Genomic DNA, 26,448 nt, shown 5'->3' on the forward strand with positions numbered 1-26,448 from the left:
TTGAAAAAAGAGAACAAATAGGGTACGAATAGGTAAATCAGGGCCTCACCTAGGCGGCGGGCGAAACAAGGGATAAAGTCGATGGCACAGAATTCACTCAAACTCGTTGAGGAAAAATCCGTGAACAAGAGCAAAGCGCTGGAAGCAGCACTTTCCCAGATCGAACGCTCGTTCGGCAAGGGCTCGATCATGAAGCTCGGCGCCAATGACAGCGTCGTCGAGATCGAAACCGTCTCGACCGGCTCGCTGGGCCTCGACATCGCCCTTGGCATCGGCGGCCTGCCGCGCGGCCGCATCGTCGAAATCTACGGACCGGAAAGCTCCGGCAAGACAACGCTGGCGCTGCAGACCATCGCCGAGGCGCAGAAGGGCGGCGGCACCTGCGGCTTCATCGACGCCGAGCACGCCCTCGACCCGATTTATGCCCGCAAACTTGGCGTCGACCTGCATGACCTTTTGATCTCCCAGCCCGACACCGGCGAGCAGGCGCTCGAGATCGCCGACACGCTGGTGCGCTCCGGCGCGCTGGACGTGATCGTCGTCGATTCGGTCGCCGCACTCACGCCACGCGCCGAAATCGAGGGCGAGATGGGCGACAGCCTCCCCGGCTCCCAGGCCCGGCTGATGAGCCAGGCGCTGCGCAAGCTGACGGCTTCGATCTCGCGCTCGAATTGCATGGTCATCTTCATCAACCAGATTCGCATGAAGATCGGCGTCATGTTCGGTTCGCCGGAGACGACGACGGGCGGAAACGCGCTGAAGTTCTATGCCTCCGTCCGTCTCGACATCCGCCGCATCGGCTCTGTCAAGGATCGCGACGAGGTGGTCGGCAACCAGACCCGCGTCAAGGTGGTCAAGAACAAGATGGCCCCGCCCTTCAAGCAGGTCGAGTTCGACATCATGTATGGCGAAGGCGTCTCCAAGATGGGCGAACTGGTCGATCTCGGCGTGAAGGCCGGCATCGTCGAAAAATCCGGTTCGTGGTTCTCCTATAACAGCCAGCGTCTTGGCCAGGGCCGCGAGAACGCCAAGACCTTTCTCAGGGAGAACGCCGCGATCGCCGAGGAGATCGAAATGGCGCTCCGGCAGAATGCCGGGCTTCTGTCCGAGGGCCTTTTGGATACCGACGAGGAAAACCAGGCGACCGGAACGGACGACGATTGATTGAGGCTTCCGTCCGGCGCGCGATCCGGGTGCCTGTGAGATGTACTGACAGCGGCTTTGCGGAGCCGCTGTTTTGTCCTGTCTGGACAGTGGCGACACCTGCCGCTAAAAGCCCGGGAAAGTCTCGGCAGACAACACCGATATATGAAGGGGCGTGGCACTCATGAGTGGCGTGAATGAAATCCGGTCGACATTTCTCGACTTCTTCAAGCGGAACGGACACGAGGTCGTCGCTTCCAGCCCGCTTGTGCCGCATAACGACCCGACCCTGATGTTCACCAATGCCGGCATGGTGCCGTTCAAGAACGTCTTCACCGGGCTTGAGCACCGTCCCTATTCGACCGCGACGACGGCGCAGAAATGTGTGCGCGCCGGCGGCAAGCACAACGATCTCGACAATGTCGGCTACACCGCGCGCCACCACACTTTCTTCGAGATGATGGGCAACTTCTCCTTCGGCGACTATTTCAAGGAACAGGCGATCTCGCTTGCCTGGGAGTTGATCACAAAGGAATTCGGCCTGCCGAAGGACAAGCTGCTGGCAACCGTCTACCACGAGGATGACGAGGCGTTCGAGCTCTGGCGCAAGATTGCCGGTCTCCCCGAGGACCGGATCATCCGCATTCCGACCTCCGACAATTTCTGGTCGATGGGCGATACCGGGCCCTGCGGCCCCTGCTCGGAAATCTTCTACGACCACGGCGAGCATATCTGGGGCGGGCCGCCCGGCTCCGCGGAAGAGGACGGCGACCGCTTCATCGAGATCTGGAATCTCGTCTTCATGCAGTACGAGCAGATCACGCCGGAACGCCGCGAGAACCTGCCGCGCCCCTCGATCGACACCGGCATGGGCCTCGAGCGCGTCGCCGCCGTGCTGCAGGGCAAGCATGACAATTACGATATCGACCTGTTTCAGAGACTGATCGGCGCTTCGGTCGAACTGACCGGGGTGAAGGCCGAGGGCGAGCGGCAGGCCAGCCACCGCGTGATCGCCGACCATCTGCGCGCCTCCGCCTTCCTGATCGCCGACGGCGTCCTGCCCTCCAACGAGGGCCGCGGCTACGTGCTGCGCCGCATCATGCGCCGCGCCATGCGCCACGCCGAGCTTCTCGGCGCCCGCGAGCCGATCATCTACCGCCTGCTGCCGACGCTTGTCAGCGAGATGGGCCGCGCCTATCCGGAACTCCAGCGCGCCGAGGCGCTGATCTCCGAGACGCTGAAGCTGGAGGAAACCCGCTTCCGCAAGACGCTGGACCGCGGCCTGACGCTTCTGGAAGAGGCGACCCGTGACCTCTCCAAGGGCGACAGCCTCGACGGCGAGACCGCCTTCAAGCTCTACGACACCTATGGCTTCCCGCTTGACCTGACCCAGGACGCGCTCAGGGCGCGCGACATCCATGTCGATCTGACCGGCTTCCAGGACGCCATGCACCGCCAGCGCGCCGAGGCCCGCGCCCACTGGGCCGGCTCCGGCGACACGGCGACGGAGACCATCTGGTTCGAGCTGGGCGAGAAGCACGAGGCGACCGAGTTTCTGGGCTACGAAACCGAGAAGGCCGAGGGCGTGGTGCTGGCTCTCGTCAGGGACGGCGCCGCCGTGGAGAAGGCCGAGGCCGGCGATACGGTTGCCGTCGTCGTCAACCAGACGCCGTTTTACGGCGAGTCGGGCGGCCAGATGGGCGACACCGGCACGATCGCGACCGACGCGGCCAGGCTCCGGGTGACCGATACGCAGAAGAAGGGCAACGGCCTCTTCATTCATTTTTGCGAAGTCCTGGAGGGCGCCGTGGCGCTGGGCGAACCGGTCAGTCTTGAAGTCGATCATGCACGGCGCGCGCGGCTGCGCGCCAACCACTCCGCGACCCATCTGATCCATGAGGCCTTGCGTCAGAAGCTCGGCTCGCATGTGGCCCAGAAGGGCTCGCTGGTCGCGCCCGAACGGCTGCGCTTCGACATTTCGCACCCCAAGCCGATGACGAGCGAGGAGCTCGCCGTGGTCGAGGACATGGCCAATGAGATCGTGCTGCAGAATGCGCCGGTTTCCACCCGGCTGATGGGCGTTGACGACGCCATCGCCGAAGGTGCCATGGCGCTGTTCGGCGAGAAGTACGGCGACGAGGTGCGCGTCGTTTCCATGGGCACGGCCACCGCCGGCGAGAAGGCCGGCAAGACCTACTCACTCGAACTGTGCGGCGGAACCCATGTGCGCGCCACCGGCGAGATCGGACTGATCCGCATCGTCGGCGAGAGTGCGGTGGGCGCCGGCGTGCGCCGCATCGAGGCGCTGACCGGCGTGGATGCGCGCCGCTACCTCACCCGGCAGGATGATAAGGTGAAGGCGCTCGCCGCCGCCCTCAAGGTGCAGCCGGACGAGGTGGCAAACCGCGTCTCGGCCCTGGCCGAGGAGCGGCGCCGGCTGGAACGCGAGCTTGCCGAAGCGCGCAAGCAGATCGCGCTCGGCGGCTCCGGCCCGTCCGACGAAGCGGAAAGGATCGGCGACATTTCGCTTGCCGCCAAGGTGCTTTCGGGCGTTGCCGCCAAGGAGCTGAAGGGCCTTGCCGACAGCGCCAAGAAGGACAGGAGCCGCACCGTGGTCGTCTTCATCAGCGTGGCGGAAGACAACAAGGCCAGCGTCGTGGTTTCCGTCACGGCGGACCTCACCGACAGCGTCTCCGCGGTCGACCTCGTGCGCGCGGCCTCGGAAGCGCTTGGCGGCAAGGGCGGCGGCGGCAGGCCGGACATGGCCCAGGCGGGCGGCCCGGACGGCGACAAGGCGGAAGCCGCAATTGCCGCCATCCGCAACACGCTCCAGGGCTGAGGCCTATTGCGCAAGAAGAACCGCGTTTCCCGGAAACGCGGTTCTCGGTTTGCTGACAAGCCCCTTTCCCGGTCATCTTCGGACTTGACCCGGCCGGCGCGTCACAAGCTTGGTCGGCAGTCTCGAAGCGTTTCCAGGAAAAATGGATACCGGTTCTCCGTGCTGAATTGCGCAAGACAACAGATTTGGCGCTCTCGCGCTTCGCAGAGAAGCGGAAGCGCCCCCGGGACCGCGTTTCCCGGCACCGCGATTCTGAGCTATTCGTCTGTCTGATGGCCGAACGATGCCGAAGCGTCACGCCGTCTCGGCATCGAAAGCCACTGCCGCAAAAGCCTCCGCGATCACTTCGGGGCCCGCGCCGGGCCTCACAGCGTCGCTCGAAAGGATCTGGCGGTAGCGCCGCGCGCCGGAATAGCCACTGAACAATCCGATCATGTGGCGGGTGATCTGCGACAGGCGAACGCCCTCCCCAATCTGCCGCGTCGCATAAGCCATCATCGCGCGGCAGAGCGCGTCCGGATCGAACGGCTTCCCAGGCATGCCGAAGAGGCGGCGGTCGACCTCGGCCAGAAGACGCGGCGTCTGGTAGGCGGCACGCCCCAGCATCACGCCGTCGACATGGCCGAGATGCGCTTCCGCTTCCTCAAGCGTGGCGATGCCGCCATTGATGCCGATGAAAAGGTCCGGATTTTCCGCCTTCATGCGATAGACCAGCGGATAATCGAGCGGCGGGATCGTCCGGTTCTCCTTGGGGCTCAGCCCTTTCAGCCAGGCCTTTCGGGCGTGGATCCACACCGCGTCCGCCCCTGCCCCGGCCATGCGGGCGACAAAATCGGGCAGCACCGTTTCCGGCTCCTGCTCGTCAACGCCGATACGGCACTTGACCGAAACCGGCACATCGACCGCCGCCTTCATTGCCGCCACGGCCTTCTCGACGATCCCGGGCGTCTGCATCAGGCAGGCGCCGAACGTACCGGATTGCACGCGGTCGGAGGGGCAACCGACATTCAGCCCGATCTCGTCATAGCCGTACCCGGCGCCGATCTTCGCTGCCTCGGCAAGCTTTAGCGGATCGGAGCCGCCGAGTTGCAGCACCACGGGATGCTCGATGGCATCAAACCCCAACAGCCGCTCCCGGTCGCCGCGCAGGATCGCATCCGCGACAATCATCTCGCTATAGACCTGCCCCCCGGCCATCATCTGCCGATGAAAATACCGACAATGCCGATCCGTCCAATCGATCATAGGTGCAACGGCAAAGCGGGAAGCCGTTGGAAACTCCTGTTTTTCAGTTTTTTCAGCCACTTAGAAGAACCTGATAATCCGTCTTATTCCAGCTCATTATGCTCCAAATCCGCTAATTTTGACACTGGATTTGGTCCCGTGGACCAAATACAATCACGTGGACCAAATATGGAGACCAATATGGGCTCAATTACCACACGCAAACGCAGGGATGGAAGTCAAAGCTACAGGGCACGTGTACGCGTGATGCGCGAGGGCTCCGTCTATCATGAAACGAAGACTTTTGACAGACGCCCTGCCGCAACCGCCTGGATAAAGAAACGCGAGAAAGAGCTGGCCAGACCTGGCGCGCTGGAGGAGTTAAACGCATATGATCCGCCGCTGTCCAAGGCCATCGAGCGCTATACCGAAGAAGCGGTCAAAGAAATCGGACGCACGAAGGCACAAGTCCTGAAGACCATCTCGACCTATCCGATCGCCGACATGTCCTGCTCCGCCATCAGGTCGAAGAATATCATCGAATTCCTCCAGTCTCTTCCCGGGCAACCACAAACCGTCGGTAATTACGCAAGCCACCTCGCCTCCATATTCGCCATCGCGCGGCCGATGTGGGATTTCCGACTTGACGACAGGGAAATGAGAGACGCCATCACGGTGGCGCGCCGCATGGGGATCATATCCCGCTCAGCTCAGCGGCAACGCAGACCCACCCTCGCCGAACTCGACCGATTATTGACGCATTTCATCGATCGGCGCCGAAGAACACCTCAGGCCATGCCAATGCACAAGGTGATCGTTTTCGCTCTTTTCTCGACCCGCCGACAGGCAGAGATCACCCGCCTCACCTGGGCAGATTTCCAGAAACAACACAAACGCATCCTGGTCCGTGACATGAAGCACCCGGGTGAGAAGTTTGGCAATGATACATGGGTCGACCTGCCCGACGAAGCCATCCGTATCATCGACAGCATGCCCCAGCGTAAATCGGAGATATTCCCCTACTCCCCGGATGCAATCACAGCGAACTTCACGCGGGCTTGCAAGCTGCTTGGAATTGAAGACCTGCACTTCCACGATCTGCGCCATGACGGCATCTCGCGCCTGTTCGAGATGGGCTGGAACATCCCGCATGTCGCAGCGGTCAGCGGACACAGGTCCTGGGTGAGCCTTAAACGTTATACCCATATCCGTGAGACCGGCGACAAATATGCCAATTGGCCGGGCTTGCAACTCGCGAGCGGAAACGACTGAACGCCCCCGGTGGCTCACTGGTTTATCTCTTTGAGATAAGCCCGATCGGTTGAAGCGTTACGCGTCTGCGCCCTAAGCCTATGCCTGTTTGGGACGGCCCTTTCGCGCATCGCGCAGCATCCGCCGGTTTCATCTACACCCTGTGCCTTTCACAGCGCCGCAACGAATGACAGATCGCTCGGGCAAGCATCTGAACGGCTGCAATAGTTGCAAGGCGGCCGCCCAAATTCGGCATTGACCTGAATCTTCATTTTGAAGCACATGGTAATATATCACGCTGCAGAGCGGTTGCGGGAGGGCGCACCCATCGCAACTTGCTGCCGAACGCTCGACCCGTGGAGGCAGGTAACGTTGGCGAGATCGCCAAGCAAATGAGCCTCGTCGCGCAGGAATGTGCAGATCTTCAACTGCTATTTCGATCGGCGGCGTAGCGCTGCGTGCGATATAGCGGCAAGGCTATCCGCGCGACATGGCCCTCGAAAAGGTCGTGGACGATGACGAAAGGCGGAATGCCTTCGGTCCCCGCACCGATGCCTTGAAACAGGCGCGCAACGAGAATCTGCGCGAGGGCGCATCCGAAACCTGCGAGGGTGAAGATCAAAGAGCCGGCCAGCAGCGCCAGCCTGCGCCCGAAACGGGCTGGCCGAGCTTCTCCTCCAGTCCCGGCGACCACGGCACGAGCTGGAAACCCAGCACATCGTCGATCATGGCGAAGCGGCCGGACACGAGACAGTGAGCCGCCGCTGGTAGGTGCAACGCCCCTACAATAAGTTGGTCTCCCTTTGGCGTGGCGAGTGCCCGACTGGCTCGTGCGGCTGTCTGCCTTATTCGACCCGGTCACCCGATCCCGCCTGTTCGAACTCGGCAAGTCTCGTCCTGTCTCAAGCGCGAAAGCGTTCCGGGACTTTGGGTGGGAGCCGAGGCAACGACAATACGGGACACGGCGGCAAGTCTGGAAAGATCAAATTAAGGCATGACCGGCCCGACGGAATAGGTGAACAGGCTGATACGGCGGGGGCGCGGCTCAGTCTGCCAATCGCGTCGCCAGGTCGCTCAAAAGCGTGATGCGGTTCGGATGGGCCTAGCTCGACCCCGGCCGAACAGCTGCGCTACGCTGTCAAAACGCGAACCTCATCGAAAGCAAGCTGGACCTGTTGTCGGAAATCACCGCCGCCGTCTTCGAGCCAAGCCTCGAAAGCTTTGCCGAACGCGGCCATGCCGACCTGCGCTGCGAGAAGGGCCGAGGCGTTTGAAAGCCCCCGTTCGGTCAAGGCGCCGGCCAGTGCAAGGCTCAAAACCATGGCTTTGGTGAGTTCGCGCTCTCGCAGTGCGGGACTGGCGGCGATCACTGCTCGCCGTGCCGCCGCAAGATCAGCGCTATCGGTCATGATGCTGTCCGTCGCCTCAAATGCCTGCCGAAGCGTTGCCCATGTTCTGAGCGTTGCAGGGCTTTCCTTTACGGCCGTGATCAGGACCGCGCTCAATGCGTCCTGACCATCGAACAGCACTTCGCGCTTGTCGGGGAAGTGGCGGAAGAACGTACGTTCGGTGACGCCCGCCCGCTCTGCGATCTGGGCGGCTGTCGTCTGTTCGTATCCGACCGAGCCGTACAATTCCAACGCCGCCATTTGCAGTCGGCGGCGCACCTTTTCGCGATCGCGTGGCATCTCACCTCTTGTCAGTCACTGACGATACGATTATTGTCAGTGACTGACTATACCACGATAACCGGGCTGCACAACCCGTTTCGGCCGCACGTTTGATCGGCCCAACCTGGAGAAGACGATGCCAGATACCCAAGAAACGAATATGCGCGCGCTGCATTTTGACAGTCACGGCGAATGGTCGGAGGTGCTGCATCTTGTCGACGCTCCGGTCCCGGCGCCGGGGGCGAACCAGATTCGCATCAAGGTCCATGCCTGCGCCCTCAATCCGATGGATTGGGTGCTCTGCCTCGGATGGATGCCGGGTCCGCTGCCGGGCGGGATCGGGCTCGACGTGTCGGGAACGGTGGAGGCCATCGGCGAAGGCGTAACGAACGTCAAGGTCGGTGACAACGTGTTCGGCGTTCCCGACTATCTCGGCTTTCCGAACGCCGGCGTGGCGGAATCCGCTGTCCTGTCGATCTGGGAACCCGTTCCGGCGGGTCTGGATATGCTCGCCGCGGCTACCTTGCCGATGGCCGTGGAGACAGCGACACGAAGCCTCGACCTTCTCGGTGTTTCCACGGGCCAGACAGTGCTGATCAACGGCGGCGGAACGATGGTCGGCTTCGCGGCGGTTCAGATCGCGCTCGCGCGCGGCGCGCGCGTCATTGCGGCCGCCGGCAAGACCTTCGAAAATGAACTGCGCGGGTTCGGCACCGAGGTCACGCCCTATGGCGAGGGACTGGTCGAGCGGATGCGCGAGATCGCGGGCGGCAAGGTGGACCGGGTGCTGCAAACGGCGCTCGCCCCCGGCCAGCTCCATGACTTTATCAAGATCGTCGATGGCGAGCCCAAGCATGTCATAAGCATCACCGACTTCGACGACGAAGGTCTCGGGATCAAGACCACCGGCCGCGAGGAAGATCTGGTCCCTCGCTACGACGTCCTGAGTTCCTATGCGCAGCTTGCCGCGGAGGGGCGCTTCGTCATTCCCGTCGCGCGGACGTTTAGCCTGGATCAATGGCGTGAAGCACTTGAGCTATGCCACTCCGGACACGCGCACGGCAAGCTTTTGATCCTCCCGGGTCAGGGCGATGCCAGCTAGGACGCCGTTGAGTTGAGAGACCTGAAACCGGCCGTTTTCGAGGAAGGCGTCTCCAGTTTCGGATCTCGGCGGGGTTTCGATCGTCCATGTAAAAGAGGCAGCATGTAATGATCGGGAGTGTAGAGCGCAATCGGGCCACTGGCGGCCATCAAGTCCGGCAGACAGATCGAAGCCATCGTTGACGACATGAAGTGCCTGGAAGCCCGGAAGGCAGCACTCACCGCGTTCCTGGCGACGGCAGATGACCCGCCCGCCGCCTCTGCTGCCCCCCTCGATGGCACAGCTCTACCGCTCGCGCGCCCAGAGCCTTTACGATGCGCTGCAAGATGAAGACAAAGGGAAGAGCACGGAGGCCGCCGATATCATCAAGACGCCCGTGGATGGCAAGGTGGGGATCGATGTTCGCGGCGATCTCAGTGGAATCTTTACGCTTTCGGCCCAAACGAAAACCCCGCCGGTCGGGCGGGGTCATCGCAAGTAACGCTGGTTGCGGGGGCCCGCAACCACCGATACCGACATTCGCTGCAAGTTCCTGTATGAGGCGTGGTTAGTAGAAAGCCATTGAGACCGCCAACGCAATGACCGGAGCGGGGCCGTAAACCGTCAGGCAGGTTTCCGGATGGCCAGACGGCAAAGCGGACATCATCCTACATTGCGTGCTGCTACGCTTGCTGACATTTACCTGATAATATGACGCTACGGCGTAGGCCGCCGTAGCCGCCGTTTATTGCATCTGCGAAGACGGGTGACCTCCAGAGGCCATCGAGCGGAAAAATCGGCCATTAGCGCGGTGTCAGATCAAGTGGCTCGACCCACTCGTGACGGGACTCAGGGTGGACTTCTTTGCTGGGTTTCGGAAAACCTGGTTCACCGAACGAACCAACGCCAATTGCGACCATGTCCGGTTTTCGTGACGGCTCCCAGAAAACAGTTGAGCCACAGTTCTCACAAAAGTGGAAAACCAATTCAAAACCAGCGTCTGAAGAACGCCGATAACTCTTGTAACTCCCACTGACCTTGATGCTTCCTTTTGGAAAAAAGGCTGCAATTCCATAAGGGGCGCCAGTACGCTTTTGGCAGGCAATGCAGTGGCAAAGCGAGACAAGTTCCGGCTCACCAGTGCAAAGCACTTTCAGGCTACGACACGAACAGCTTGCTTCTCGCTCCTCACCGATCTCCCAGAGAACACTCCAATTATCATTGAAAATCGAAATTGGGAAATAGGGTGGCGTTCCGTAAGGGACACAGCGAGCTCGAAGCCTACCTGCGGCGGCCGCGGCAATGATTGCGGTGACCGGGCTTGTGCCCGCGTCATGCACGGCCCATTGCGGTCGTTCATTCCTTCCGCAGCGAACTTCCGCTTCCCCGCCCTATCTGGACCTTTTAGCAGAGCGCAGCGAATGGCTACTTGCGGCACCTGGGGCCACAATCGCGAACGACCAGCTTGGAGGCGAAAAGAAGCCTTTCGCGCGTCCGCTGAGCTCCAGGTATATGGTCATTCTGATGGGCTGCTTCAGGTGTTGCAAGGTTCGATTCCAAAAAGCGTTGAGCCGCTCAGCCTTGACGCGTTACGTTTGTCGGGCAAAAATTCTGTTTTGATCAAGACGCTCCGATAGCTCCAACAAAGGGCTTCGCGGCTTCAGCCCTTGCCTCGGAATCTTGCTTCCCTGTAGTCGCCGGAAGAATTTTGCGATTTGGCTCCGTCTCATAAAAGTTGACATATCCGGCCTTGACCTTCCAGTTGCTGGAATCTCCATATGTTGGAAAACGCACTTATCAGGAGGCCTCGAATGCAGCACTCGCACATGAGCCACGGGGGCGTGTCCGGCCATAGCGGAAATACTACGGGTGAGACCGTGACGCGCGACCCGGTCTGCGGCATGTCGGTCGACCGCGCCAGCACCAGCCATGTGGTCAAACACGGCGGCGAAAACTATTACTTCTGCTCCAACGGTTGCCAGGCGAAGTTCGAAGCCGATCCGGAGCACTACACCGCCGAGCACGCAGAGGCCGAAGCGCAGCCTGAGGGCACGCTCTATACCTGCCCGATGCATCCCGAGATCGTGCGTGATCACCCCGGCAATTGCCCGAAATGCGGCATGGCGCTTGAACCCATGACGCCTTCCGCCGATGCCGGACCCAATCCTGAATATGTCGATTTCAAGCGCAGACTGATGATCGCCGCGCCGCTGGCGCTTGCCGTCTTCATTCTGGAGATGGGCAGCCATCTGGGTCTGCCCTTTGCGGACTGGTTCGGCCACACGCTGTTCGGCTGGCTGCAATTCGCGCTGGCGACGCCAGTCATGGTGATCTGCTGGCCGTTCTTCCAGCGCGGCTGGGCCTCGATCGTCAACAAAAGCCCCAATATGTGGACGCTGATCGCACTTGGAACCGGGGCGGCCTATCTGTTCTCCGTCGTCTCGCTCGTCGCGCCCGGCCTTTTTCCGGCGGCAATGCGCGACGCCATGGGCATGGCCCCGGTCTATTACGAAGCCGCCGCCGTCATTCTCGTGCTGGTGCTGATCGGCCAGGTGATGGAGCTTGCAGCACGCGAACGCACGGGCGACGCGATCCGGGCGCTGCTGGATCTCGCGCCGAAGACCGCGCGCAAGGTCGCCGATGGCGGTGAGGAGGATGTGCCCGTCGAAACGCTGCAGGCGGGCGACGTGCTGCGCGTGCGGCCCGGCGAGAGCGTGCCGGTCGACGGCGTCGTCACCGAAGGCCGCTCGTCGGTCGACGAGAGCATGATTACCGGCGAGCCTGTGCCGGTTGAAAAGAGCGAGGGCGAGCCGGTGACCGGCGGCACGCTCAACAAGAATGGCAGCTTCCTGATGCGCGCCGAAAGCGTCGGCGCGGAGACGACGCTCTCCCGGATCGTCGACATGGTCTCCAAGGCACAGCGATCGCGCGCGCCGATCCAGGCGATGGCGGACCGGGTGGCAGCCTATTTCGTGCCGGCCGTGGTCGCGGTCGCGGTGATCGCCTTTCTGGCCTGGCTGGCGTTCGGCCCCTCGCCCGCCCTCTCCTATGCCTTCGTCGCGGCGGTTTCGGTGCTGATCATCGCCTGCCCCTGCGCGCTGGGACTTGCCACGCCGATGTCGATCATGGTCGCCACCGGGCGGGGTGCGAATGCGGGCGTGCTGATCCGCGACGCAGAGGCGCTGGAGCGCTTCTCCAAGGTCGACGTGCTGGTGGTGGACAAGACCGGCACGCTGACGGAGGGCAAACCGGCGCTTACCGATGCCGAACCGCGGGACGGCTTCGACCGAATGGAATTGCTCTCGCTTGCGGCAGCGCTGGAGCGCGGCTCGGAGCATCCTCTCGCCGAAGCGATTGTCGCCGGCGCACGGGAGGCGGACGCGCCGGAACGCGTAAGCAGCGATTTCGATGCCGTTACCGGCAAGGGCGTGACGGGAACGGTTGACGGACGCAAGGCGGCGCTTGGAAACGCCGCGCTGATGGAAGCGGAAGGCATCGATGTCGGCGCCCTGCGGGAACGCGTCGCAGCGCTTCAGGGCAAGGGCAAGACCGCCATGTACGTCGCCGTCGATGGCCAGGCTGCCGGCATCGTCGCGGTTGCCGATCGCATCAAGGACACCACGCCGGATGCGATCCGCGCGCTGCACGAGGCGGGCCTGCGCATCGTGATGGCGACCGGGGATGCCGAGGCGACCGCGAAAGCTGTGGCGCGGACGCTCGGGATCGACGAGGTCCATGCCGGGGTAAGTCCGCAGGACAAGCACGACTTGATCGAGCGCCTGCGCCGCGATGGCAGCGCGGTCGCCATGGCGGGCGACGGCGTCAACGATGCGCCAGCCCTCGCGGCCGCGGATGTCGGGATCGCCATGGGCGCCGGCGCGGATGTCGCAGTCGAGAGCGCCGGCATCACCCTGGTCAAGGGCGACCTGACCGGCATCGTACGCGCCCGTCACCTTGCGGTGGCGACGATGGCCAATATCCGCCAGAACCTGTTCTTCGCGTTCGTCTACAACACCGCGGGCGTGCCGCTTGCCGCCGGGATACTCTACCCCTTCTTCGGCCTGTTGCTGTCGCCGATCGTCGCGGCCGCGGCGATGAGCCTGTCCTCGGTCTCGGTCATCGGCAATGCGCTGAGGCTGCGGGCGACGAAGCTGTAGGATGTTGTTTATGCGTCGGGACCCGCAGCACGCCGGAACACAGCCCAAGATCGGCCATGATCGACCCGCATTGTCTTCAGGTCGCCGGGGCGCAGAAGGTTTCCGGTGGCGGAGAATGGATTGCATATGACGCTTCTGCGGAAAATGAGAGCGGCGGTGAAGGTGCTGTGCATTGTCACGGCCATGCTTCTCGGCGTGCTTCCGCCCTCCGTGGCCAGCAGCGCCGCCAGGCATTGCGCGACGACGCCGGAAGTCGCAATGCACCACGCGCAGCCCGCCAGTGCCCTGCATGACATGGACCACCGGACTGACGACGGCGCAAAGGAGTGCTGCCCCGCAGTCTGCGGCCTGCAGGCCGGCATCACGTCGGGGCAGCCTTCGGGCCTTCTCACGCGCGTTATCAGGGACCTCGTCTTCCTCGATCTCTCCGCGCGCCTGAAAGGCCAACCCGTCCCACCCGATTTCGAGCCTCCCCGCTTGCGCGCATGAACTGCCGGCCATGCCGGCCATCCTTCATGTGACAATGCCGGTCCGACGACCGGCCATCGGGAGAACGATCATGTATCGCAGACAATTCATGCAGAGCCTCGCGCTTGGCGCGGCGGCCTTGGGCTCCGGCCTGCCTATCACCTGGGCCAGCCCCGCGCGGGCGCAACGGAGGCCCATCAACCTTCAGATCACCAACCGCACGATCGAGGTGAACGGCCGGTCCGCCAGCGTCTTCGGCCTTGTCGGGCCCGACGGCAAGCCCGGCCTCACCCTTGAGGCGGAGAGCCCCTTCGATGTCAGCCTTGCAAACAACAGCACAGAAGCGACCCTCGTTCACTGGCATGGCCTGACGCCGCCATGGGAGATGGACGGCGTGCCCGACAATCCGGCGCCGATGATCGAACCGGGGCAGGAGCGCCGCTACACTTTCCCGCTCGCCGCCGGCGGCACGCACTGGATGCATGCCCATACGCTTCAGGAACAGAACCTGCTGGCCGCGCCGCTGATTGTCCTTTCGCAAGAGGACAGAAAGGCCGATGTTCAAGACGTTGTCGTGCTGCTTCACGACTTCTCGTTCCGCTCGCCCGAGGAACTTTTGGTCGATCTGAAAGCGGGCGTAGGCCATGGCGGAATGATGGGCGGCCACGCCATGATGATGCAGGGGCAGAACATGTCCGGCATACCCGGCATGGCGATGCCCGGAATGCAGATGGACCTGAACGACATCGACTACGATGCCTACCTCGCCAATGACCGGACGCTGGACGATCCGGAGGTGTTTGCCGTCGACAAGGGCGGCCTGGTGCGCCTGCGGATCATCAATGGCGCCACCGCAACCAATTTCACCATCGACACCGGCATACTCCCCGGCCGTCTGGCGGCGGTCGACGGCCAACCGGTCGAACCCGTCTCCGGCATGCGCTTCGGGATATCGATGGGCCAGCGCCTCGACATCATGCTCGACGTACCGGCCGAAGGCGGCGCCTTTCCGGTTCTGGCACTACGCGAAGGCGCGCGCGAACGGACCGGCATCGTCCTGGCGACACGCGGCGCGGCCGTCACCCGGGTTCCAGGTCTCGGAGCGGAAGACGGGCCAGTGCTGGATTTCTCGCTGGAAAGCCGGCTCCGCAGCCCTTTCCCCGTCGAGACCGGCCCGGAATCCCGCGCCTATGATCTCGTCCTTTCCGGCAGCATGTCCGGCTATGACTGGCGGATCGGCGGCGCGGACCGGATGCGCGCGCGCCGCGGCGACCGCATCCGGCTTTCCATGACCAACATGTCGATGATGGGCCACCCGATGCATCTGCACGGCCATCACTTCCGGGTCGTCGGTATCAATGGCAGGGTGCTGGAGGGCGCGGTGCGCGATACCGTCTATGTGCCGCCGATGGCGACCGTCGACATCGCCTTTACCGCCGACAATTCCGGCCGCTGGCCCTTCCACTGCCATCACCTCTATCATATGGCGAGCGGCATGATGGCCTACCTGGACTACGACGGATCGATCTGAAGCGGTTCAGGCATGAGTCGGACGGGCGTCCCGGCAGATGGGGCGCTCACACGATGCTTTCATCGTTGATGTGCGCCATGGATCAGACTGCCCGCTTCCCCGCCAAGGCGGCGGGCATCTCTTGCGAATGGCCAGCCACACTTTGATCGTGCTAAAGACGCCGGCGCGGTGCTCCGGGCGGCGCTTGCCATTAAGATGAATGCCTTAGGTACGCCCGGTGCATGGCCACACCCGCGTTGACCAGAAATGTGGATGCGTTGTTCTCACTCGCCGGGCTTTTCGCAATTGCGTTCGTCGCAGCAACAATCCTGCCTGCCCAGTCGGAAGCCGCCCTGGTCGGATTGCTGGTTCTCGGCAAGCAACCACCTGTCCTGCTGATTGTCGTCGCCACGATCGGCAACGTGCTCGGCTCCGCCGTCAACTGGGCGCTCGGACGCTGGATCGAGCGGTACCGGCAACGGCGATGGTTCCCAGTCAGCGAGAAGGCCCTCGACCGGGCGACATGCTGGTATCATCGATGGGGCCGCTGGAGCCTCCTTCTCAGTTGGGCCCCGGTCGTTGGCGATGCCCTGACCATGGCAGCCGGCGTGCTGCGCGAGCCGCTCTGGAGCTTCCTGCTTCTTGTGACGATCGCCAAGGCCGGCCGCTACATCCTGCTGTCGGTCATTGCATTGGGGGTGCTGTGACGGAGAAGTTCCGCCAGCACATCCTGCAACACAGCGGGACACCGACCTTGCCTTTGCGACTGTATCAGGTCGACTGAAAGCGCAATTGATCGAGCATCCTCTCTGCGTTTCCGCAGCTTCGACCTCGAAGCGGCGGGTTATTGAGCTTGGCGTACCACCGCATAGTCCCTCGTTCTGAGGTAGAGTTTGCTCAATCATGTGCAGTGCGCCCATTTATTGGACCGCCGGATGTTAGATTTTTCCGGCTCTGATCACGATGGCGGGCTGGCAGCGCCACCGGGATTATGCAACGCGATCGGGACGTTGTATCCGATCGCCGAATGAGGACGATCCTCATTATAGTGCTTACGCCAATCCTCCAACTTTTCGCGCGCATCCGCAAGGGTTGCTTCTGGCGCACTGGCGACTGAAGTCGCCATGGAGACATGTCCGCTTTCGGGCACACGAGGAGACGATTTCTATGTCCGAAACGGAGGCGCGTTGCGGACGGACAGAAACGGGGCCGTAAACCGTCAGGCAACTTGTAGCAATAAAGTGGGCTAAGCGGACGTTCTCTGGGCGAGGACAACTGGGAGAAGCCGACCCTGCCCTATGGCGATGACAGTGATGGCTACTGGCCGGACGATGAGGATCGCGACCCGTGGGCGGATTGATCCTCTAGGCAAGGCATCGGACCTCTCTGGTTCCAAATGGTAAATTGCAGTTAAGGTCTTTCAGCCTTTCCGGTTGGCCCAAAGATCTGCCATATCGACATTCGGAAGCGCCTCCTGCATCCGGCGCGTAGCGTTGTCCGAAAAGCATGGAATTTTCTGCGATCCAAACTCAAAAACGTGACAGCAACTCGGATCGTCATCAATACCGAGATGGGCGCGAAGTACCTTTGCTTTCGGTTGGGTTAAGCCGACCTTTGTTGCGAGTTCGTTTCGCTGGAGGTGAAACTTTCTACGCAGATCGACCTCTCGGACGGCGGCTGCCGCTGCCGGATCGTCGCCGCCAACGTAATGAACCGGCGCACCCAACTTCTTCGTAAAATGCACCACTAGGTTTACCCCTTCACCCTCCGTTGTAGTGCCAACGGTTGCTAGGCGCGGGAACACGGCGGCGAATTCGGCGCCGCCACGGATCGCTTTCTCGATCCGGTTGATGTCTCGTTCAGAGATCTCGACTTCGTCCGTTACTATCGCCTCCATCGCAAGCATAGCGCGGATTCGGGCACGCGCCTCGTCGCGCGCACGACGGCCAGGTTGAAGCAAATCATTCACATAGTTGAATTCCTTATCGACTAAGAATTCGAAGTCGCCCGGCGGTATTGTTGAAATGGGCAAAACGCGGGGCGGTATGTGATCCTGCAGAACCGTGTCCAACTTACGTTTTAGATAGGCGTCGAACGCGGTAATCAGCGCCCTCGTTTGCATGTAGAGCAAGTCCTCCGAAACAAAGACGAACCAGTGCTGCGCAGCGTCCCGTTGGGCATCGATCGCGCGCATTATGCCAGCCTCGTCAGCCGTGAGGCCATGGTGCCCCTGACAAAGGCCGAGGCACTTCTCGAAGCCGATTGATTTGCCGCTGCCCTTGTCAAACACCTTCGTCTTACCTTGAACAAGAACAGCTTTCAGGAGCATTTCGCAGGCGTGCTGACTGTGCATAAGAACCGTTGTGACACGCCCGGCGTCGTCGTAGCTGTTGAACGCGGTCATTGCGGTCCGGAGTGACTCGATCGCCTTGCTCTTGAGCGTTCGAGCATCACGTACCAATTTCATACTACCCCCATATCTGCCGTTCATTACCGATCACGACGGCGTCTCGCGCGCAAGCATGCGCGGGCGTAGCTTACCTTAGATTGTCCGATGATGTGAGTCGCAGTCGACCGCGATAACAACGCAACCGTGGCGCCGGACAGCCATCCGCATAATCGCGAATTAATGGCAGCTTTCGGGCCGCAGCGCGTGCATCTCTAGTGACCAAAATGGCGGCGCGAAGCTGACGATTTGGCCACCAAAGTGAAAACGTGGTTGCAGAAGCCATTCATCGCCATGCCGGCATAGGCCGTCAGAATTTCGCCCCTAGGCCAACTACCTTTGAGTTGGACGATAACGCCCCTTTCGACGAGAACCCACATACACCAGCAGGTTAGCCTGCTGAAGGCCTCGAATGTCCCTGCGTGCCGTCTTCAAACTCACCTTCCACGTCGCCATGATTTCAGTAGCACCGCATCGCCCCCCCTCCCCGATGCGCGCTAAGAACCAGTGCTGCCGCTCATTCAATTCTATCGTTTCAGGGACATTTATTGGGTCACAATCAGGGTCATTTTCAGGGTCATTTTGCGGATTTCTGCGGTTTGACGGATCGAGAGCGGCTTCGCCAACAGCATAGGCATCCTTTGCTGTCGCCAGAGAATATCGATCTACCGGATCGGGTATCCGCCTCGACGCCGGTCCTTCGATCAGGCCAATAACAAAGGCCCGAATGACAGGTGATGAGACCACGAGACGCAGGAAATATACGGTATCCGGGCCGTGTTGCCCTGAAAGCCAGTGCTTTACGGTCCTTTCGCTTGCGTCGGTCTGACGCATGAGTTGCTTGACGGCCCGATGACTATCGCCATGCTCCTTGCGGAGCAGTTCCGCAACAGTCTGAGCGTAAACCTCACGCCCACCGAGGACGCCTTTCCAGATTGGTAATCTCCTGCCCTTTTTCTGCAACATCTTCCGCTTCCTCTACAATTAGACTGGCAACACTGCGGAGTGACGGCAGAAGCCCGTTCGTCGCTGCGGCGATTGATCGCCCTAATCACCGCAATCCGAAACAGAGAAGGGCGAATTTTGACCAAACGAGAGCCTTACGACGATGATCGACCAAAGCCGGAACGGCCTGTTCGGGCTGCCGAGTACGTCCGCATGTCAACTGACCATCAGAAGTATTCGACGGAAAACCAAGCCTATGCGATCAGACAGTATGCCGAAGCACGCGGAATCGAGATCGTCCGAACCTACGCTGACGAAGGAAAAAGCGGGCTCAGCGTCGATGGTCGCGATGCCTTCAAGTGCCTGATTGAGGACGTCACGGAGGGCCGCGCTACATTCGAGATAATCCTCGTCTATGACGTGAGCCGCTGGGGCCGTTTTCAGGACACGGACGAGAGCGCTTACTACGAATATATCTGCAAGCGCGCCGGTGTGCGGGTTCAATATTGTGCCGAGCAGTTCGAAAACGATGGCAGCCCGATCGCGGCCATCATCAAAGGCGTGAAGAGCGCCATGGCCGGCGAATATAGCCGCGAGCTTTCGGTGAAGGTGTTCGCCGGTCAGGGACGTCTGATCGAAAAAGAGACTGTCTAGAATTTTGTGCCCTGGCGCTGTTTCAGGACATAGGAAAACGTTCTTCAAACATGATTGCGAGCTGGCTTTTGACGGCGTGCCATTCTCGCACTGAACGCTTCCACTCGGTTGAGGTAGCATTGAGGGCCAGATAGATCAACTTGGCCGCTGCCTCATCGCTCGGGAAATGGCCGCGGGTTCTGACGGCGCGGCGGATTTTCGAATTCAGAGCCTCAATGGGATTCGTCGTGTAGATCAGCCTGCGCACCTCTGGCGGATAGTCGAGAAACGGGATGACCTCGTTCCAGGCCCGCCGCCAACTCGGCACGATCGCCGGATAGCGCCTGGCCAGATCGCTGTCCTCGAACGTCGCCAGCGCTTGTTCCGCCGCCTCGACATTGACGGCGGTGTAAACCGTCTTGAGCGCCTTGGCGACGGCCTTGCGGTCCTTGTAGCTGGCGAAGTTCATGGAATGGCGCAGGAGATGGACGATGCAGGTCTGAACCTGTGTTCTCGGAAAGGCGGCCTCGATAGCCTGCGGAAAGCCCTTGAGGCCGTCAACGACGGCGATCAGGATGTCCTAGACACCGCGATTGCGCAAGTCGCCCAGCACGCTGGCCCAGAATTTGGCGCCTTCATTGGCCTGGAACCACAGGCCCAGCACGTCGCGCGTGCCGTCCGGCAGAATGGCCAGCGCCACGAACACCGCCTTGTTGGAGACCACGCCGTCGCTGCGGATATTGACCCGGATCGCGTCCATGAAGACGATCGGATAGCAGGGCTCCAGAGGGCGGTTCTGCCATGCCGTGACCTCATCCATCACGCTGTCGGTGATCGCGGAAATCAGGCCGGGCGAGGCCTCGACGCCGTAGATTTCCTCGATATGCCCCTGGATCTCGCGCGTTGTCATGCCCCGGGCATACATCGAGATGATCTTGCGGTCGAAATCGGGAAAGCGGCGCTGGTATTTGGCGATCAGCACCGGATCGAAGGTGCCGTTGCGGTCACGAGGAATGTCGAGGACCACCTTGCCGCTGTCGGTGGTCACCGTCTTGCTGCTGGAGCCATTGCGACGGTTTGCCGACTGGTTATGGCCTTCGGGCACAGCCTCAGCCCGTTCCTCATCAAGATGGACGTCCATCTCGGTGCTCAGGGCGCGTTCGGCCAGCGCTTTTGTCAGTTCGGACAGGATACCGTCCTTGCCGAAAAGATCACCGGGCGAGCGCCCTTGCATCAGGCGGTCCAAGAGTTCTTTGTCGATGCTCATACGTGGGTCTCCTCAAAGAGCAGTTACCACGCCAGAGCACAAAAATCAGGATAGTCCCGGCATCCTTCGCCAACCGGCCAGTCAGCCTTCGGGTTTATCCGGATCGTGTCGTCGTCGCTGCGGAAGGCCAGATCATCTGCGAGCACACACGCATCTTCAGCCGGTCACACGAGGGACCCGGGCAAACCGTCTACGACTGGCGGCATTATCTGGCTGTCGTGCAGCGAAAGCCCGGCGCTCTACGCAATGGCGCTCCCTTCACCGAGCTTCCCGAAGCCCTCAGGACACTGCAGCAACATTTGCTCAGGAAGCCGGGTGGTGATCGTGAGATGGTCGACATTCTCGCTCTCGTTTTGCAGCACGACGAACAGGTGGTGCTCTCGGCCGTCGACATGGCGCTGACGTCCGGCGTTCCCACCAAGACCCACATTCTCAATCTGCTTCACCGCCTCGTCGACGGCAAATCATTCACGCCACCCACTATCGATGCGCCACAGGCCCTGACGCTCACCAACGAGCCAAAGGCCAATGTCGAACGTTATGATGCTCTGAGAAAGACGGAGGTCCGCCATGCGTCATAATCCAGCAAGCGGTGCAATCGTCATCATGCTCAGGCAATTGAAGATGCACGGCATGGCCCAAGCTGTGGGTGAACTGACCGAACAGGGATCGCCGGCATTCGAGACCGCCATTCCCATCCTGTCGCAGCTTCTCAAAGCTGAGACGGCGGAACGGGAGGTCCGATCCGTTGCCTATCAGCTCAAGACTGCCCGCTTCCCAGCCTATCGCGACCTGAATGGTTTTGACTTCTCAAGCAGCGAGATCAATGAGGCATTGGTCCGTCAGCTTCACCGCTGCGACTTCCTCGATGAGGCCAACAACATCGTCCTCGTCGGCGGACCCGGCACTGGCAAGAACCACATCGCCACCGCAATCGGCGTGCAGGCCATCGAGCATTACCACAAGCGGGTTCGGTTCTTCTCAACCGTTGAACTGGTCAATGCGCTCGAACAGGAGAAGGCCCAGGGCAAATCCGGGCAGATCGCCAACCGGCTCGTCCATTCCGATCTCGTCATCCTCGATGAACTGGGATACCTGCCATTCAGCGCGTCTGGCGGTGCATTGCTCTTCCACCTGCTCAGCAAGCTCTACGAACGCACCAGCGTCATCATCACCACCAATCTCAGCTTCAGCGAATGGGCCAGCGTCTTCGGCGACGCCAAGATGACAACGGCGCTTCTCGACCGGCTCACGCACCATTGCCACATCCTCGAAACCGGAAACGACAGCTTCCGATTCAAAAACAGCTCAGCGCAGGAGCGCAAAAACACAAAGGAGAAAAGCAGGAACTTGACCGAAACCATCAACCCGAAACATACATAAAGGAGGGTCAAATCTCGACGGAAACGCCGGGTCACTTCTCAGTGGAAATCAACAGCCTGGATAGAGGAGGCTTTGACTTTAGCGAGGATATCGAGCGCCTTATTCGGATCGTAATCGCCAAAAACTTGGGGGAGGAACTGATTGCGTGGTTCAAAGCCAATCGTTTTTCAGAACGCTACTCCCCAATTTATGTGGCGTTGCTGGCCGCCGTCCGTGGTGAAAGGCTGTTGCTTGATAGCAATCCAGAAGTGCGCCACGCAGCCAATCTAATTTACTCTCGCTTAGTCGCTAGAAAATGAAACGCAACAGTGAATCGGGTGAAAGTATCGCGAGAGCCGATCAGCGTGAGCCATTTCAAGGAAAGATCGAGGTACAGGGTTAAAAAGAACAGAAACAAAACAATAATAGTAAACCAACCTGTAAACTGGCTAGATACCCAAACAAGAAAAATCCTAAACCCTTGAAAAGATTGGCGACCCCTGCAGGATTCGAACCTGCGACCGTCGGCTTAGAAGGCCGGTGCTCTATCCAGCTGAGCTAAGGGGCCGTTTGGTGCTCGCGGGCGGCATGAATGCCTGATCCCGTCGTAAATGACAAGCTTTCTGCGGGTCGTCTCCGGGAAGATTTGCCGGCAACGCGAGAGGCCTTGGGGCTGGAGCATGTCCGGCTTCCTCGAATCGCGACCACGCCCTAGCCTTTTTCCGCGCGTCCGGGAGGAAAACCGGTCTCCACTTTTCCTGGACGCGCTCCAGTTGACCGGAGTTGCCGCGCGAAAGGCCGCGGGCAGGCTTGACGTCCGGGCGGGTAAGTGCGGCTTGCAAAGACGCCTGCGTCAGTGCGTCCAGGGCTGCACGCGGTCCGGCTTGAAGTTGTCGGAGTAGGAAACGACCTTTTCCTTGGTCTCCTTCGGCTGGATCACGCGATAGGCGATCCCGTGGCGGCGCGCATAGGCCTCGGCCTCCTGCTGGCTGTCGAACCGCAGCTTGACCTGCTGCAGCATATCGGAAGACGAGGTATAGCCGAACAGGGGGTCGATCGTGCGCGGCGTCTGCTGGTCGAATTCCAGCACCCACTGGTGGGTCTTGGCCTGGCCCTGCTGCATTGCCGTTCTGGCGGGACGGTAAATCTTCGCCGACATCCTAACTGCTCCGATTGGTTTCATGCGCCGCGCGGCGCGTCGAATTCTGATGCCCTTCTTACGTCATTTTCTCTGCCGGGCAATAAAAATCAAGCCTTGGCGGCGCTGCGGCTTCAGAATTTGGCGTTCCAGATGATCATCTCAAGCCGCCATCCGTTCAGCGCGGTCTGCTCCGGCAACATGCCGTCGGGCCCCTCGCCCCGTCCGCCAAAAATCAGCGCGATCTGGTCGCTGCCCGGCGCAAGACAGACCGCCGTGCCCGAGAACACCTCCATGCCCGGTTCGCAGTAGCGCGCATCACTCCCGGAAAAGACCGCCGAAAAAGGATCGCCGATCCGCGCGCCCCCGCCGGTTGCGGCGTCGGCGGAGACGATGTCGGCCCGCACCACCGTCTCTGCGCCGTAAAGGGTGATGATATCGACGCCCTCCCGGGCGGCGATGAGAACGGAATAGAGGCCGCCTTCGCCTTCCCGCCGCTCGGCGCGGACCTCCATGCCGGGCAAGGCCCGGCGGACCGCCTCGGCATCGAAACGCGTCCGGCCGTCGATGCCGTAGAGCCCTGATTCGGTCACGACAATGGCCGCGTCGCGCGCCTGCGCGCAGGCAAAGACAAGGGAAAAGGCCGCGGCCAGGCATATCCGGAGGGTGCGTCTGCTGTTCAAATATGAAGTCCCTTCTATTGTGTCCGATCATACGCTTCGGTAATCAATACGGGAATGGCTTTCGTGACGTTGGCGCCGGGACGGCTCGGGCGGTGACGAGCGGCGGCGGCGCGCCCTCGCCTGCTTTGCAGAACGGCGAAATCGCTATAGGATCGCCGCTTTGACATTGCGTGCGGGCACAGCCCTGCCCGCACGCAATGTCGCCAGGTCGCCTGAGAAAGGCTTTATTGAAAAGAATGAGCAGAACCTTGAACAACAGTTCTCTCGAAAACGAGATGTTCGAGCTGGCCCCGATCGCCATGTGGGTCGAGGATTTCAGCGCGGTGAAAGCCCTTTTCGACGCATGGCGCGCCGAAGGCGTCACGGATATCGCCTCTTTTCTCCGCGCCGACATATCCCGCGTTGCCGCATGCGCCAGGGCCATCCGTGTGGTGAAGGTGAACCGCAAGACGCTCGAGCTGTTCGAAGCGCGCGACACGGCCCATCTCGTCGACAATATCACCGCGGTCTTCCGCGACGACATGCTGGAGACCCATATCGACGAACTGACCCAGCTGTTCGAGGGCAAGTCCAACTTCACCAGCTACACGGTCAACTACACGCTTTCCGGCAAGCGTCTGGACGTGCAGCTGCGCGGCCAGGTGATGCCGGGCCACGAGAAAACGCTCGACTACGTTCTCCTGGCAACGGAGGACGTCACCGAGCGCGAGGACGCTCACCGCCGGGAACGCCGTCAGTCGCTCTATGCCAAGGGCCTGTTCGAACATTCGCCGGTTTCGCTCTGGGTCGAGGATTTCTCCCGCATCCGGGTCATGCTCGATGATCTGCGCGCCCGCCATATCGTCGATCTCAGGGTGTTCATGGACGTGCACCCCGAATTCGTGCGCCAGTGCCTGAGCGAAATCCGGGTCATCGACGTCAACCAGGCGACGCTCGACATGTTCCGCGCGCCAAACCGGCAGGTCCTGCTGCAAAACCAGCATGCGGTGTTTCGCGACGATGTCGAGGACCATTTCCGCGAGCAGCTGATCGACCTGTGGGAGGGCCGCCTGCTGCACACCCATGAGGTGATGAATTATGCCCTGGATGGTTCCGAGCGCTATGTCCTGCTGCAGTTTTCCGTTTTTCCCGGTCACGAGGAGGACTGGTCTCTCGTTCTCGTCTCGCTCACCGACATTACCGCGCGCAAGAAGGCCGAGGCCTATCTCGAATATCTGGGGCGCCACGATGTTCTGACCAAGCTCTACAACCGCTCCTTCTACACCGAGGAGATCAACCGGCTTGAGCGCAAGAACTTCCGTCCCATCGGCGTGCTGATCATCGATCTCAACGGGTTGAAGGACGCCAATGACGCGCTGGGCCACGACGCCGGCGACAGCCTGCTGCGCAGGCTTGGCGAGGTTCTCAACGAATCGGTCTGCCAGCCCAATTGCGCCGCCCGCATCGGCGGCGACGAGTTCGCCGTGCTGATGCCCGGAGCGGATTATGAGGCGGCCGAGGTGGCGCTCGAGGAAATCCACAAGGTGCTGAAGGTCAACAACCAGTTCTATGCCGATGCCCCGATCAGCATTTCCGCCGGGATCGCCATTTGCGAGACGGGCGAAACGATCGAATCCGCGGTCCGCCGCGCCGATGCGGAAATGTACCGCCAGAAACGCGAATACTACGCTCTCCAGCGCAAGACCGGCTCCGGCGGATGAACCTTTCGGCCTTGGAGACTCGTGGAGACGGATGCCACCAGGGCCGATGTACTGGCTGATCCGATTTTTCGGCTGCGCCTCATAGTGCGCTGAATTATAAGAATTTTCCATAAATGAAAGTTTCTCCAGCCGCCCCGATGCTTGGCGGCAGGGCTGGAGAGATACGCCGCGCCGGGCGCAACACGCTTTTCCGCGCAATCGCATTTTGTCGGGAAACGGCGCCCTCCGGCGCCGGCCTCCATCCCGGGGCGCCGTGAGTCCATCCGGTCGCACAAAGGACGCCGTGACCTATTGGATCGACGCATAACGCTCTCCGAAAACTGATCTGGATTTTCGGCCCAGCTCGCTAGCGACATTCAAAAATAATAGCGATATAAATATATATAAAACGATATAAAAAAATAATAACGATATTTTTGTTGACTGTCTGGGCGCAATGCGCTCTTATTTTTCCTGCGATGCGGGCTGTCGCGTGAGGAGCACAGCCAGCCGTTGAAAGCGGCGCCGTCGCTTGGGAGGAAACATGACAGAGACGGATCTTTCATTCGCGGTCGCCGGTGGCGGCTGCACGGGATGCGGCGCCTGCGGGAAAAAGGGCGGCTGCGGTTCGCTTTCCGCGCTCGACACCTTCATCGTGCCGGAAGACGACCGGCCCCTGATCAGCGGATCGGGCCCCCGTCTCGGCAAGGCCTTTGTCCGCGTGCTTGGCCGTCAGCTCGACCGCTTCATCGAATTCGAATTCATCCTGAACGACGAGACGCTGAGCGTGGAACTGGTGATGCCGGATGCGGCATTTGCCGAGTTCTGCGAGCGTTGCGAGGCCGAGATCCTGCCGGATGAAAACGGCGAGGTCGTATCGCTCGAAGCCATCAGGGCCCGCACCGCCGGGCTCTATCGAGCCGCGCCCGCCGGCCGCGGCTGAAGAGAATTG

General features: G+C 61.1%; 21 protein-coding genes, 1 tRNA gene and 5 pseudogenes. 15 read left to right on the forward strand and 12 right to left on the reverse strand.

From position 1 onward, the window contains the following. The first annotated feature begins 81 nt into the window (after nt 1-81). Together recA and alaS are read left to right on the forward strand one after the other, a co-directional pair. A complete protein-coding gene (gene recA / locus JET14_RS11510; protein WP_200333662.1) occupies nt 82-1,164 on the forward strand; it encodes a recombinase RecA in 1,083 nt (360 codons plus the stop codon). A 163-nt stretch (nt 1,165-1,327) separates the two neighbouring features. After that, complete coding sequence (alaS, locus tag JET14_RS11515) at nt 1,328-3,982, forward strand: alanine--tRNA ligase (protein WP_200333664.1); 2,655 nt, start codon at nt 1,328-1,330, stop codon at nt 3,980-3,982. Between the two features lie 294 nt (nt 3,983-4,276). On the opposite strand, the gene dusA is transcribed toward alaS, so the two are convergent. Then, entirely contained in the window at nt 4,277-5,227 is a 951-nt protein-coding gene (dusA, locus tag JET14_RS11520; protein ID WP_246750296.1) for a tRNA dihydrouridine(20/20a) synthase DusA, read from the reverse strand. A gap of 180 nt (nt 5,228-5,407) precedes the next feature. On the opposite strand from dusA, the gene JET14_RS11525 reads away from it, so the two are divergent. Beyond that, nucleotides 5,408-6,478 (forward strand): site-specific integrase, encoded by a 1,071-nt coding sequence (locus tag JET14_RS11525; RefSeq protein ID WP_200333668.1) that lies wholly within the window; start codon nt 5,408-5,410, stop codon nt 6,476-6,478. A 403-nt stretch (nt 6,479-6,881) separates the two neighbouring features. Here JET14_RS11525 and JET14_RS11530 read toward each other — a convergent pair whose 3' ends face one another. The 3 genes and pseudogenes from JET14_RS11530 to JET14_RS11540 form a co-directional block, all read right to left on the reverse strand. Beyond that, nucleotides 6,882-7,079, reverse strand: coding sequence for a hypothetical protein (locus JET14_RS11530; protein WP_200333671.1), 198 nt, complete (start codon nt 7,077-7,079; stop codon nt 6,882-6,884). Beyond that, nucleotides 7,076-7,207, reverse strand: a pseudogene (locus JET14_RS11535) (DUF3363 domain-containing protein); the annotation flags it as partial. The gene JET14_RS11530 and the pseudogene JET14_RS11535, both read right to left, overlap by 4 nt. Nucleotides 7,208-7,587: 380 nt before the next feature. Then, a complete protein-coding gene (locus JET14_RS11540) occupies nt 7,588-8,145 on the reverse strand; it encodes a TetR/AcrR family transcriptional regulator (protein WP_200333673.1) in 558 nt (185 codons plus the stop codon). Between the two features lie 118 nt (nt 8,146-8,263). On the opposite strand from JET14_RS11540, the gene JET14_RS11545 reads away from it, so the two are divergent. Together JET14_RS11545 and JET14_RS11550 are read left to right on the forward strand one after the other, a co-directional pair. Continuing rightward, the gene (locus JET14_RS11545) at nt 8,264-9,229 is read left to right on the forward strand and encodes an NADP-dependent oxidoreductase (RefSeq protein ID WP_200333675.1); all 966 of its coding nucleotides are present in this window, start codon (nt 8,264-8,266) and stop codon (nt 9,227-9,229) included. A 241-nt stretch (nt 9,230-9,470) separates the two neighbouring features. Further along, nucleotides 9,471-9,710, forward strand: coding sequence for a hypothetical protein (locus JET14_RS11550; protein WP_200333676.1), 240 nt, complete (start codon nt 9,471-9,473; stop codon nt 9,708-9,710). 301 nt (nt 9,711-10,011) lie between these two features. On the opposite strand, the gene JET14_RS22960 is transcribed toward JET14_RS11550, so the two are convergent. Further along, complete coding sequence (locus tag JET14_RS22960) at nt 10,012-10,548, reverse strand: GFA family protein (RefSeq protein ID WP_348648067.1); 537 nt, start codon at nt 10,546-10,548, stop codon at nt 10,012-10,014. A gap of 471 nt (nt 10,549-11,019) precedes the next feature. Between JET14_RS22960 and JET14_RS11560 the strand changes: the two genes are divergently transcribed. The 4 genes from JET14_RS11560 (at nt 11,020) to JET14_RS11575 (ending at nt 16,050) form a co-directional block, all read left to right on the forward strand. Continuing rightward, nucleotides 11,020-13,365 carry a heavy metal translocating P-type ATPase gene (locus JET14_RS11560; protein WP_200333677.1) on the forward strand — a complete coding sequence of 782 codons (2,346 nt, stop codon included), beginning with the start codon at nt 11,020-11,022 and terminating at the stop codon, nt 13,363-13,365. Between the two features lie 120 nt (nt 13,366-13,485). Then, nucleotides 13,486-13,854, forward strand: a complete 369-nt coding sequence (locus tag JET14_RS11565) for a hypothetical protein (protein WP_200333678.1) — start codon at nt 13,486-13,488, stop codon at nt 13,852-13,854. A 70-nt stretch (nt 13,855-13,924) separates the two neighbouring features. Then, nucleotides 13,925-15,364 (forward strand): multicopper oxidase family protein, encoded by a 1,440-nt coding sequence (locus JET14_RS11570; RefSeq protein ID WP_200333679.1) that lies wholly within the window; start codon nt 13,925-13,927, stop codon nt 15,362-15,364. Nucleotides 15,365-15,585: 221 nt separating this feature from the next. Continuing rightward, nucleotides 15,586-16,050, forward strand: coding sequence for a YqaA family protein (locus tag JET14_RS11575; RefSeq protein ID WP_051424013.1), 465 nt, complete (start codon nt 15,586-15,588; stop codon nt 16,048-16,050). A gap of 251 nt (nt 16,051-16,301) precedes the next feature. On the opposite strand, the pseudogene JET14_RS11580 reads toward JET14_RS11575, so the two are convergent. The 3 genes and pseudogenes from JET14_RS11580 to JET14_RS11590 all read right to left on the reverse strand — a co-directional run. Beyond that, nucleotides 16,302-16,436 (reverse strand): annotated as a pseudogene (locus tag JET14_RS11580) (integrase core domain-containing protein); the annotation flags it as partial. A 327-nt stretch (nt 16,437-16,763) separates the two neighbouring features. Further along, nucleotides 16,764-17,810, reverse strand: coding sequence for a hypothetical protein (locus JET14_RS11585; protein ID WP_200333680.1), 1,047 nt, complete (start codon nt 17,808-17,810; stop codon nt 16,764-16,766). 312 nt (nt 17,811-18,122) lie between these two features. Then, nucleotides 18,123-18,755: a DeoR family transcriptional regulator gene (locus JET14_RS11590; protein WP_200333681.1), complete on the reverse strand. Its 633-nt coding sequence runs from the start codon at nt 18,753-18,755 to the stop codon at nt 18,123-18,125. A 117-nt stretch (nt 18,756-18,872) separates the two neighbouring features. On the opposite strand from JET14_RS11590, the pseudogene JET14_RS11595 reads away from it, so the two are divergent. After that, a pseudogene (locus JET14_RS11595) lies at nt 18,873-19,373 on the forward strand (recombinase family protein); the annotation flags it as partial. A gap of 37 nt (nt 19,374-19,410) precedes the next feature. Here JET14_RS11595 and JET14_RS11600 read toward each other — a convergent pair. After that, nucleotides 19,411-20,634, reverse strand: a pseudogene (locus tag JET14_RS11600) (IS256 family transposase). Nucleotides 20,635-20,687: 53 nt separating this feature from the next. On the opposite strand from JET14_RS11600, the pseudogene JET14_RS11605 reads away from it, so the two are divergent. The 3 genes and pseudogenes from JET14_RS11605 to JET14_RS11615 all read left to right on the forward strand — a co-directional run. Further along, nucleotides 20,688-21,215: pseudogene (locus JET14_RS11605) on the forward strand (Mu transposase domain-containing protein); the annotation flags it as partial. After that, complete coding sequence (gene istB / locus JET14_RS11610) at nt 21,205-22,017, forward strand: IS21-like element helper ATPase IstB (protein WP_200333683.1); 813 nt, start codon at nt 21,205-21,207, stop codon at nt 22,015-22,017. The pseudogene JET14_RS11605 and the gene istB, both read left to right, overlap by 11 nt. A 41-nt stretch (nt 22,018-22,058) precedes the next feature. Further along, a complete protein-coding gene (locus tag JET14_RS11615) occupies nt 22,059-22,316 on the forward strand; it encodes a hypothetical protein (protein ID WP_200333685.1) in 258 nt (85 codons plus the stop codon). A gap of 171 nt (nt 22,317-22,487) precedes the next feature. Here the strand turns inward: JET14_RS11615 and JET14_RS11620 are convergent. The 3 genes from JET14_RS11620 to JET14_RS11630 form a co-directional block, all read right to left on the reverse strand. Further along, a tRNA-Arg gene (locus tag JET14_RS11620) sits at nt 22,488-22,564 on the reverse strand. A gap of 285 nt (nt 22,565-22,849) precedes the next feature. Beyond that, a complete protein-coding gene (locus JET14_RS11625) occupies nt 22,850-23,155 on the reverse strand; it encodes an ETC complex I subunit (protein ID WP_024707687.1) in 306 nt (101 codons plus the stop codon). Between the two features lie 113 nt (nt 23,156-23,268). Continuing rightward, entirely contained in the window at nt 23,269-23,817 is a 549-nt protein-coding gene (locus JET14_RS11630; protein ID WP_200333687.1) for a DUF1131 family protein, read from the reverse strand. A gap of 236 nt (nt 23,818-24,053) precedes the next feature. Between JET14_RS11630 and JET14_RS11635 the strand changes: the two genes are divergently transcribed. Together JET14_RS11635 and JET14_RS11640 are read left to right on the forward strand one after the other, a co-directional pair. Beyond that, a complete protein-coding gene (locus JET14_RS11635; protein ID WP_246750297.1) occupies nt 24,054-25,517 on the forward strand; it encodes a sensor domain-containing diguanylate cyclase in 1,464 nt (487 codons plus the stop codon). A gap of 523 nt (nt 25,518-26,040) precedes the next feature. Continuing rightward, nucleotides 26,041-26,439 (forward strand): phenol hydroxylase subunit, encoded by a 399-nt coding sequence (locus tag JET14_RS11640; RefSeq protein WP_200333689.1) that lies wholly within the window; start codon nt 26,041-26,043, stop codon nt 26,437-26,439. Nucleotides 26,440-26,448 lie beyond the last annotated feature (9 nt).

The sequence above is a fragment of the Martelella lutilitoris genome (genome assembly GCF_016598595.1).
Taxonomy (GTDB): Bacteria; Pseudomonadota; Alphaproteobacteria; order Rhizobiales; family Rhizobiaceae; genus Martelella; species Martelella lutilitoris_A.

Excerpts from the sequence above, each read along its gene's own strand:
- recA (WP_200333662.1), top strand. The coding sequence starts at position 82 with ATGGCACAGAATTCACTCAAACTCGTTGAGGAAAAATCCGTGAACAAG.
- alaS (WP_200333664.1), top strand. The coding sequence starts at position 1,328 with ATGAGTGGCGTGAATGAAATCCGGTCGACATTTCTCGACTTCTTCAAG.
- dusA (WP_246750296.1), bottom strand. The coding sequence starts at position 5,227 with ATGATCGATTGGACGGATCGGCATTGTCGGTATTTTCATCGGCAGATG.
- JET14_RS11525 (WP_200333668.1), top strand. The coding sequence starts at position 5,408 with ATGGGCTCAATTACCACACGCAAACGCAGGGATGGAAGTCAAAGCTAC.
- JET14_RS11540 (WP_200333673.1), bottom strand. The coding sequence starts at position 8,145 with ATGCCACGCGATCGCGAAAAGGTGCGCCGCCGACTGCAAATGGCGGCG.
- JET14_RS11545 (WP_200333675.1), top strand. The coding sequence starts at position 8,264 with ATGCCAGATACCCAAGAAACGAATATGCGCGCGCTGCATTTTGACAGT.
- JET14_RS11550 (WP_200333676.1), top strand. The coding sequence starts at position 9,471 with ATGACCCGCCCGCCGCCTCTGCTGCCCCCCTCGATGGCACAGCTCTAC.
- JET14_RS11560 (WP_200333677.1), top strand. The coding sequence starts at position 11,020 with ATGCAGCACTCGCACATGAGCCACGGGGGCGTGTCCGGCCATAGCGGA.
- JET14_RS11570 (WP_200333679.1), top strand. The coding sequence starts at position 13,925 with ATGTATCGCAGACAATTCATGCAGAGCCTCGCGCTTGGCGCGGCGGCC.
- JET14_RS11575 (WP_051424013.1), top strand. The coding sequence starts at position 15,586 with ATGGCCACACCCGCGTTGACCAGAAATGTGGATGCGTTGTTCTCACTC.
- JET14_RS11585 (WP_200333680.1), bottom strand. The coding sequence starts at position 17,810 with ATGAAATTGGTACGTGATGCTCGAACGCTCAAGAGCAAGGCGATCGAG.
- JET14_RS11590 (WP_200333681.1), bottom strand. The coding sequence starts at position 18,755 with ATGTTGCAGAAAAAGGGCAGGAGATTACCAATCTGGAAAGGCGTCCTC.
- istB (WP_200333683.1), top strand. The coding sequence starts at position 21,205 with ATGCGTCATAATCCAGCAAGCGGTGCAATCGTCATCATGCTCAGGCAA.
- JET14_RS11625 (WP_024707687.1), bottom strand. The coding sequence starts at position 23,155 with ATGTCGGCGAAGATTTACCGTCCCGCCAGAACGGCAATGCAGCAGGGC.
- JET14_RS11635 (WP_246750297.1), top strand. The coding sequence starts at position 24,054 with ATGAGCAGAACCTTGAACAACAGTTCTCTCGAAAACGAGATGTTCGAG.
- JET14_RS11640 (WP_200333689.1), top strand. The coding sequence starts at position 26,041 with ATGACAGAGACGGATCTTTCATTCGCGGTCGCCGGTGGCGGCTGCACG.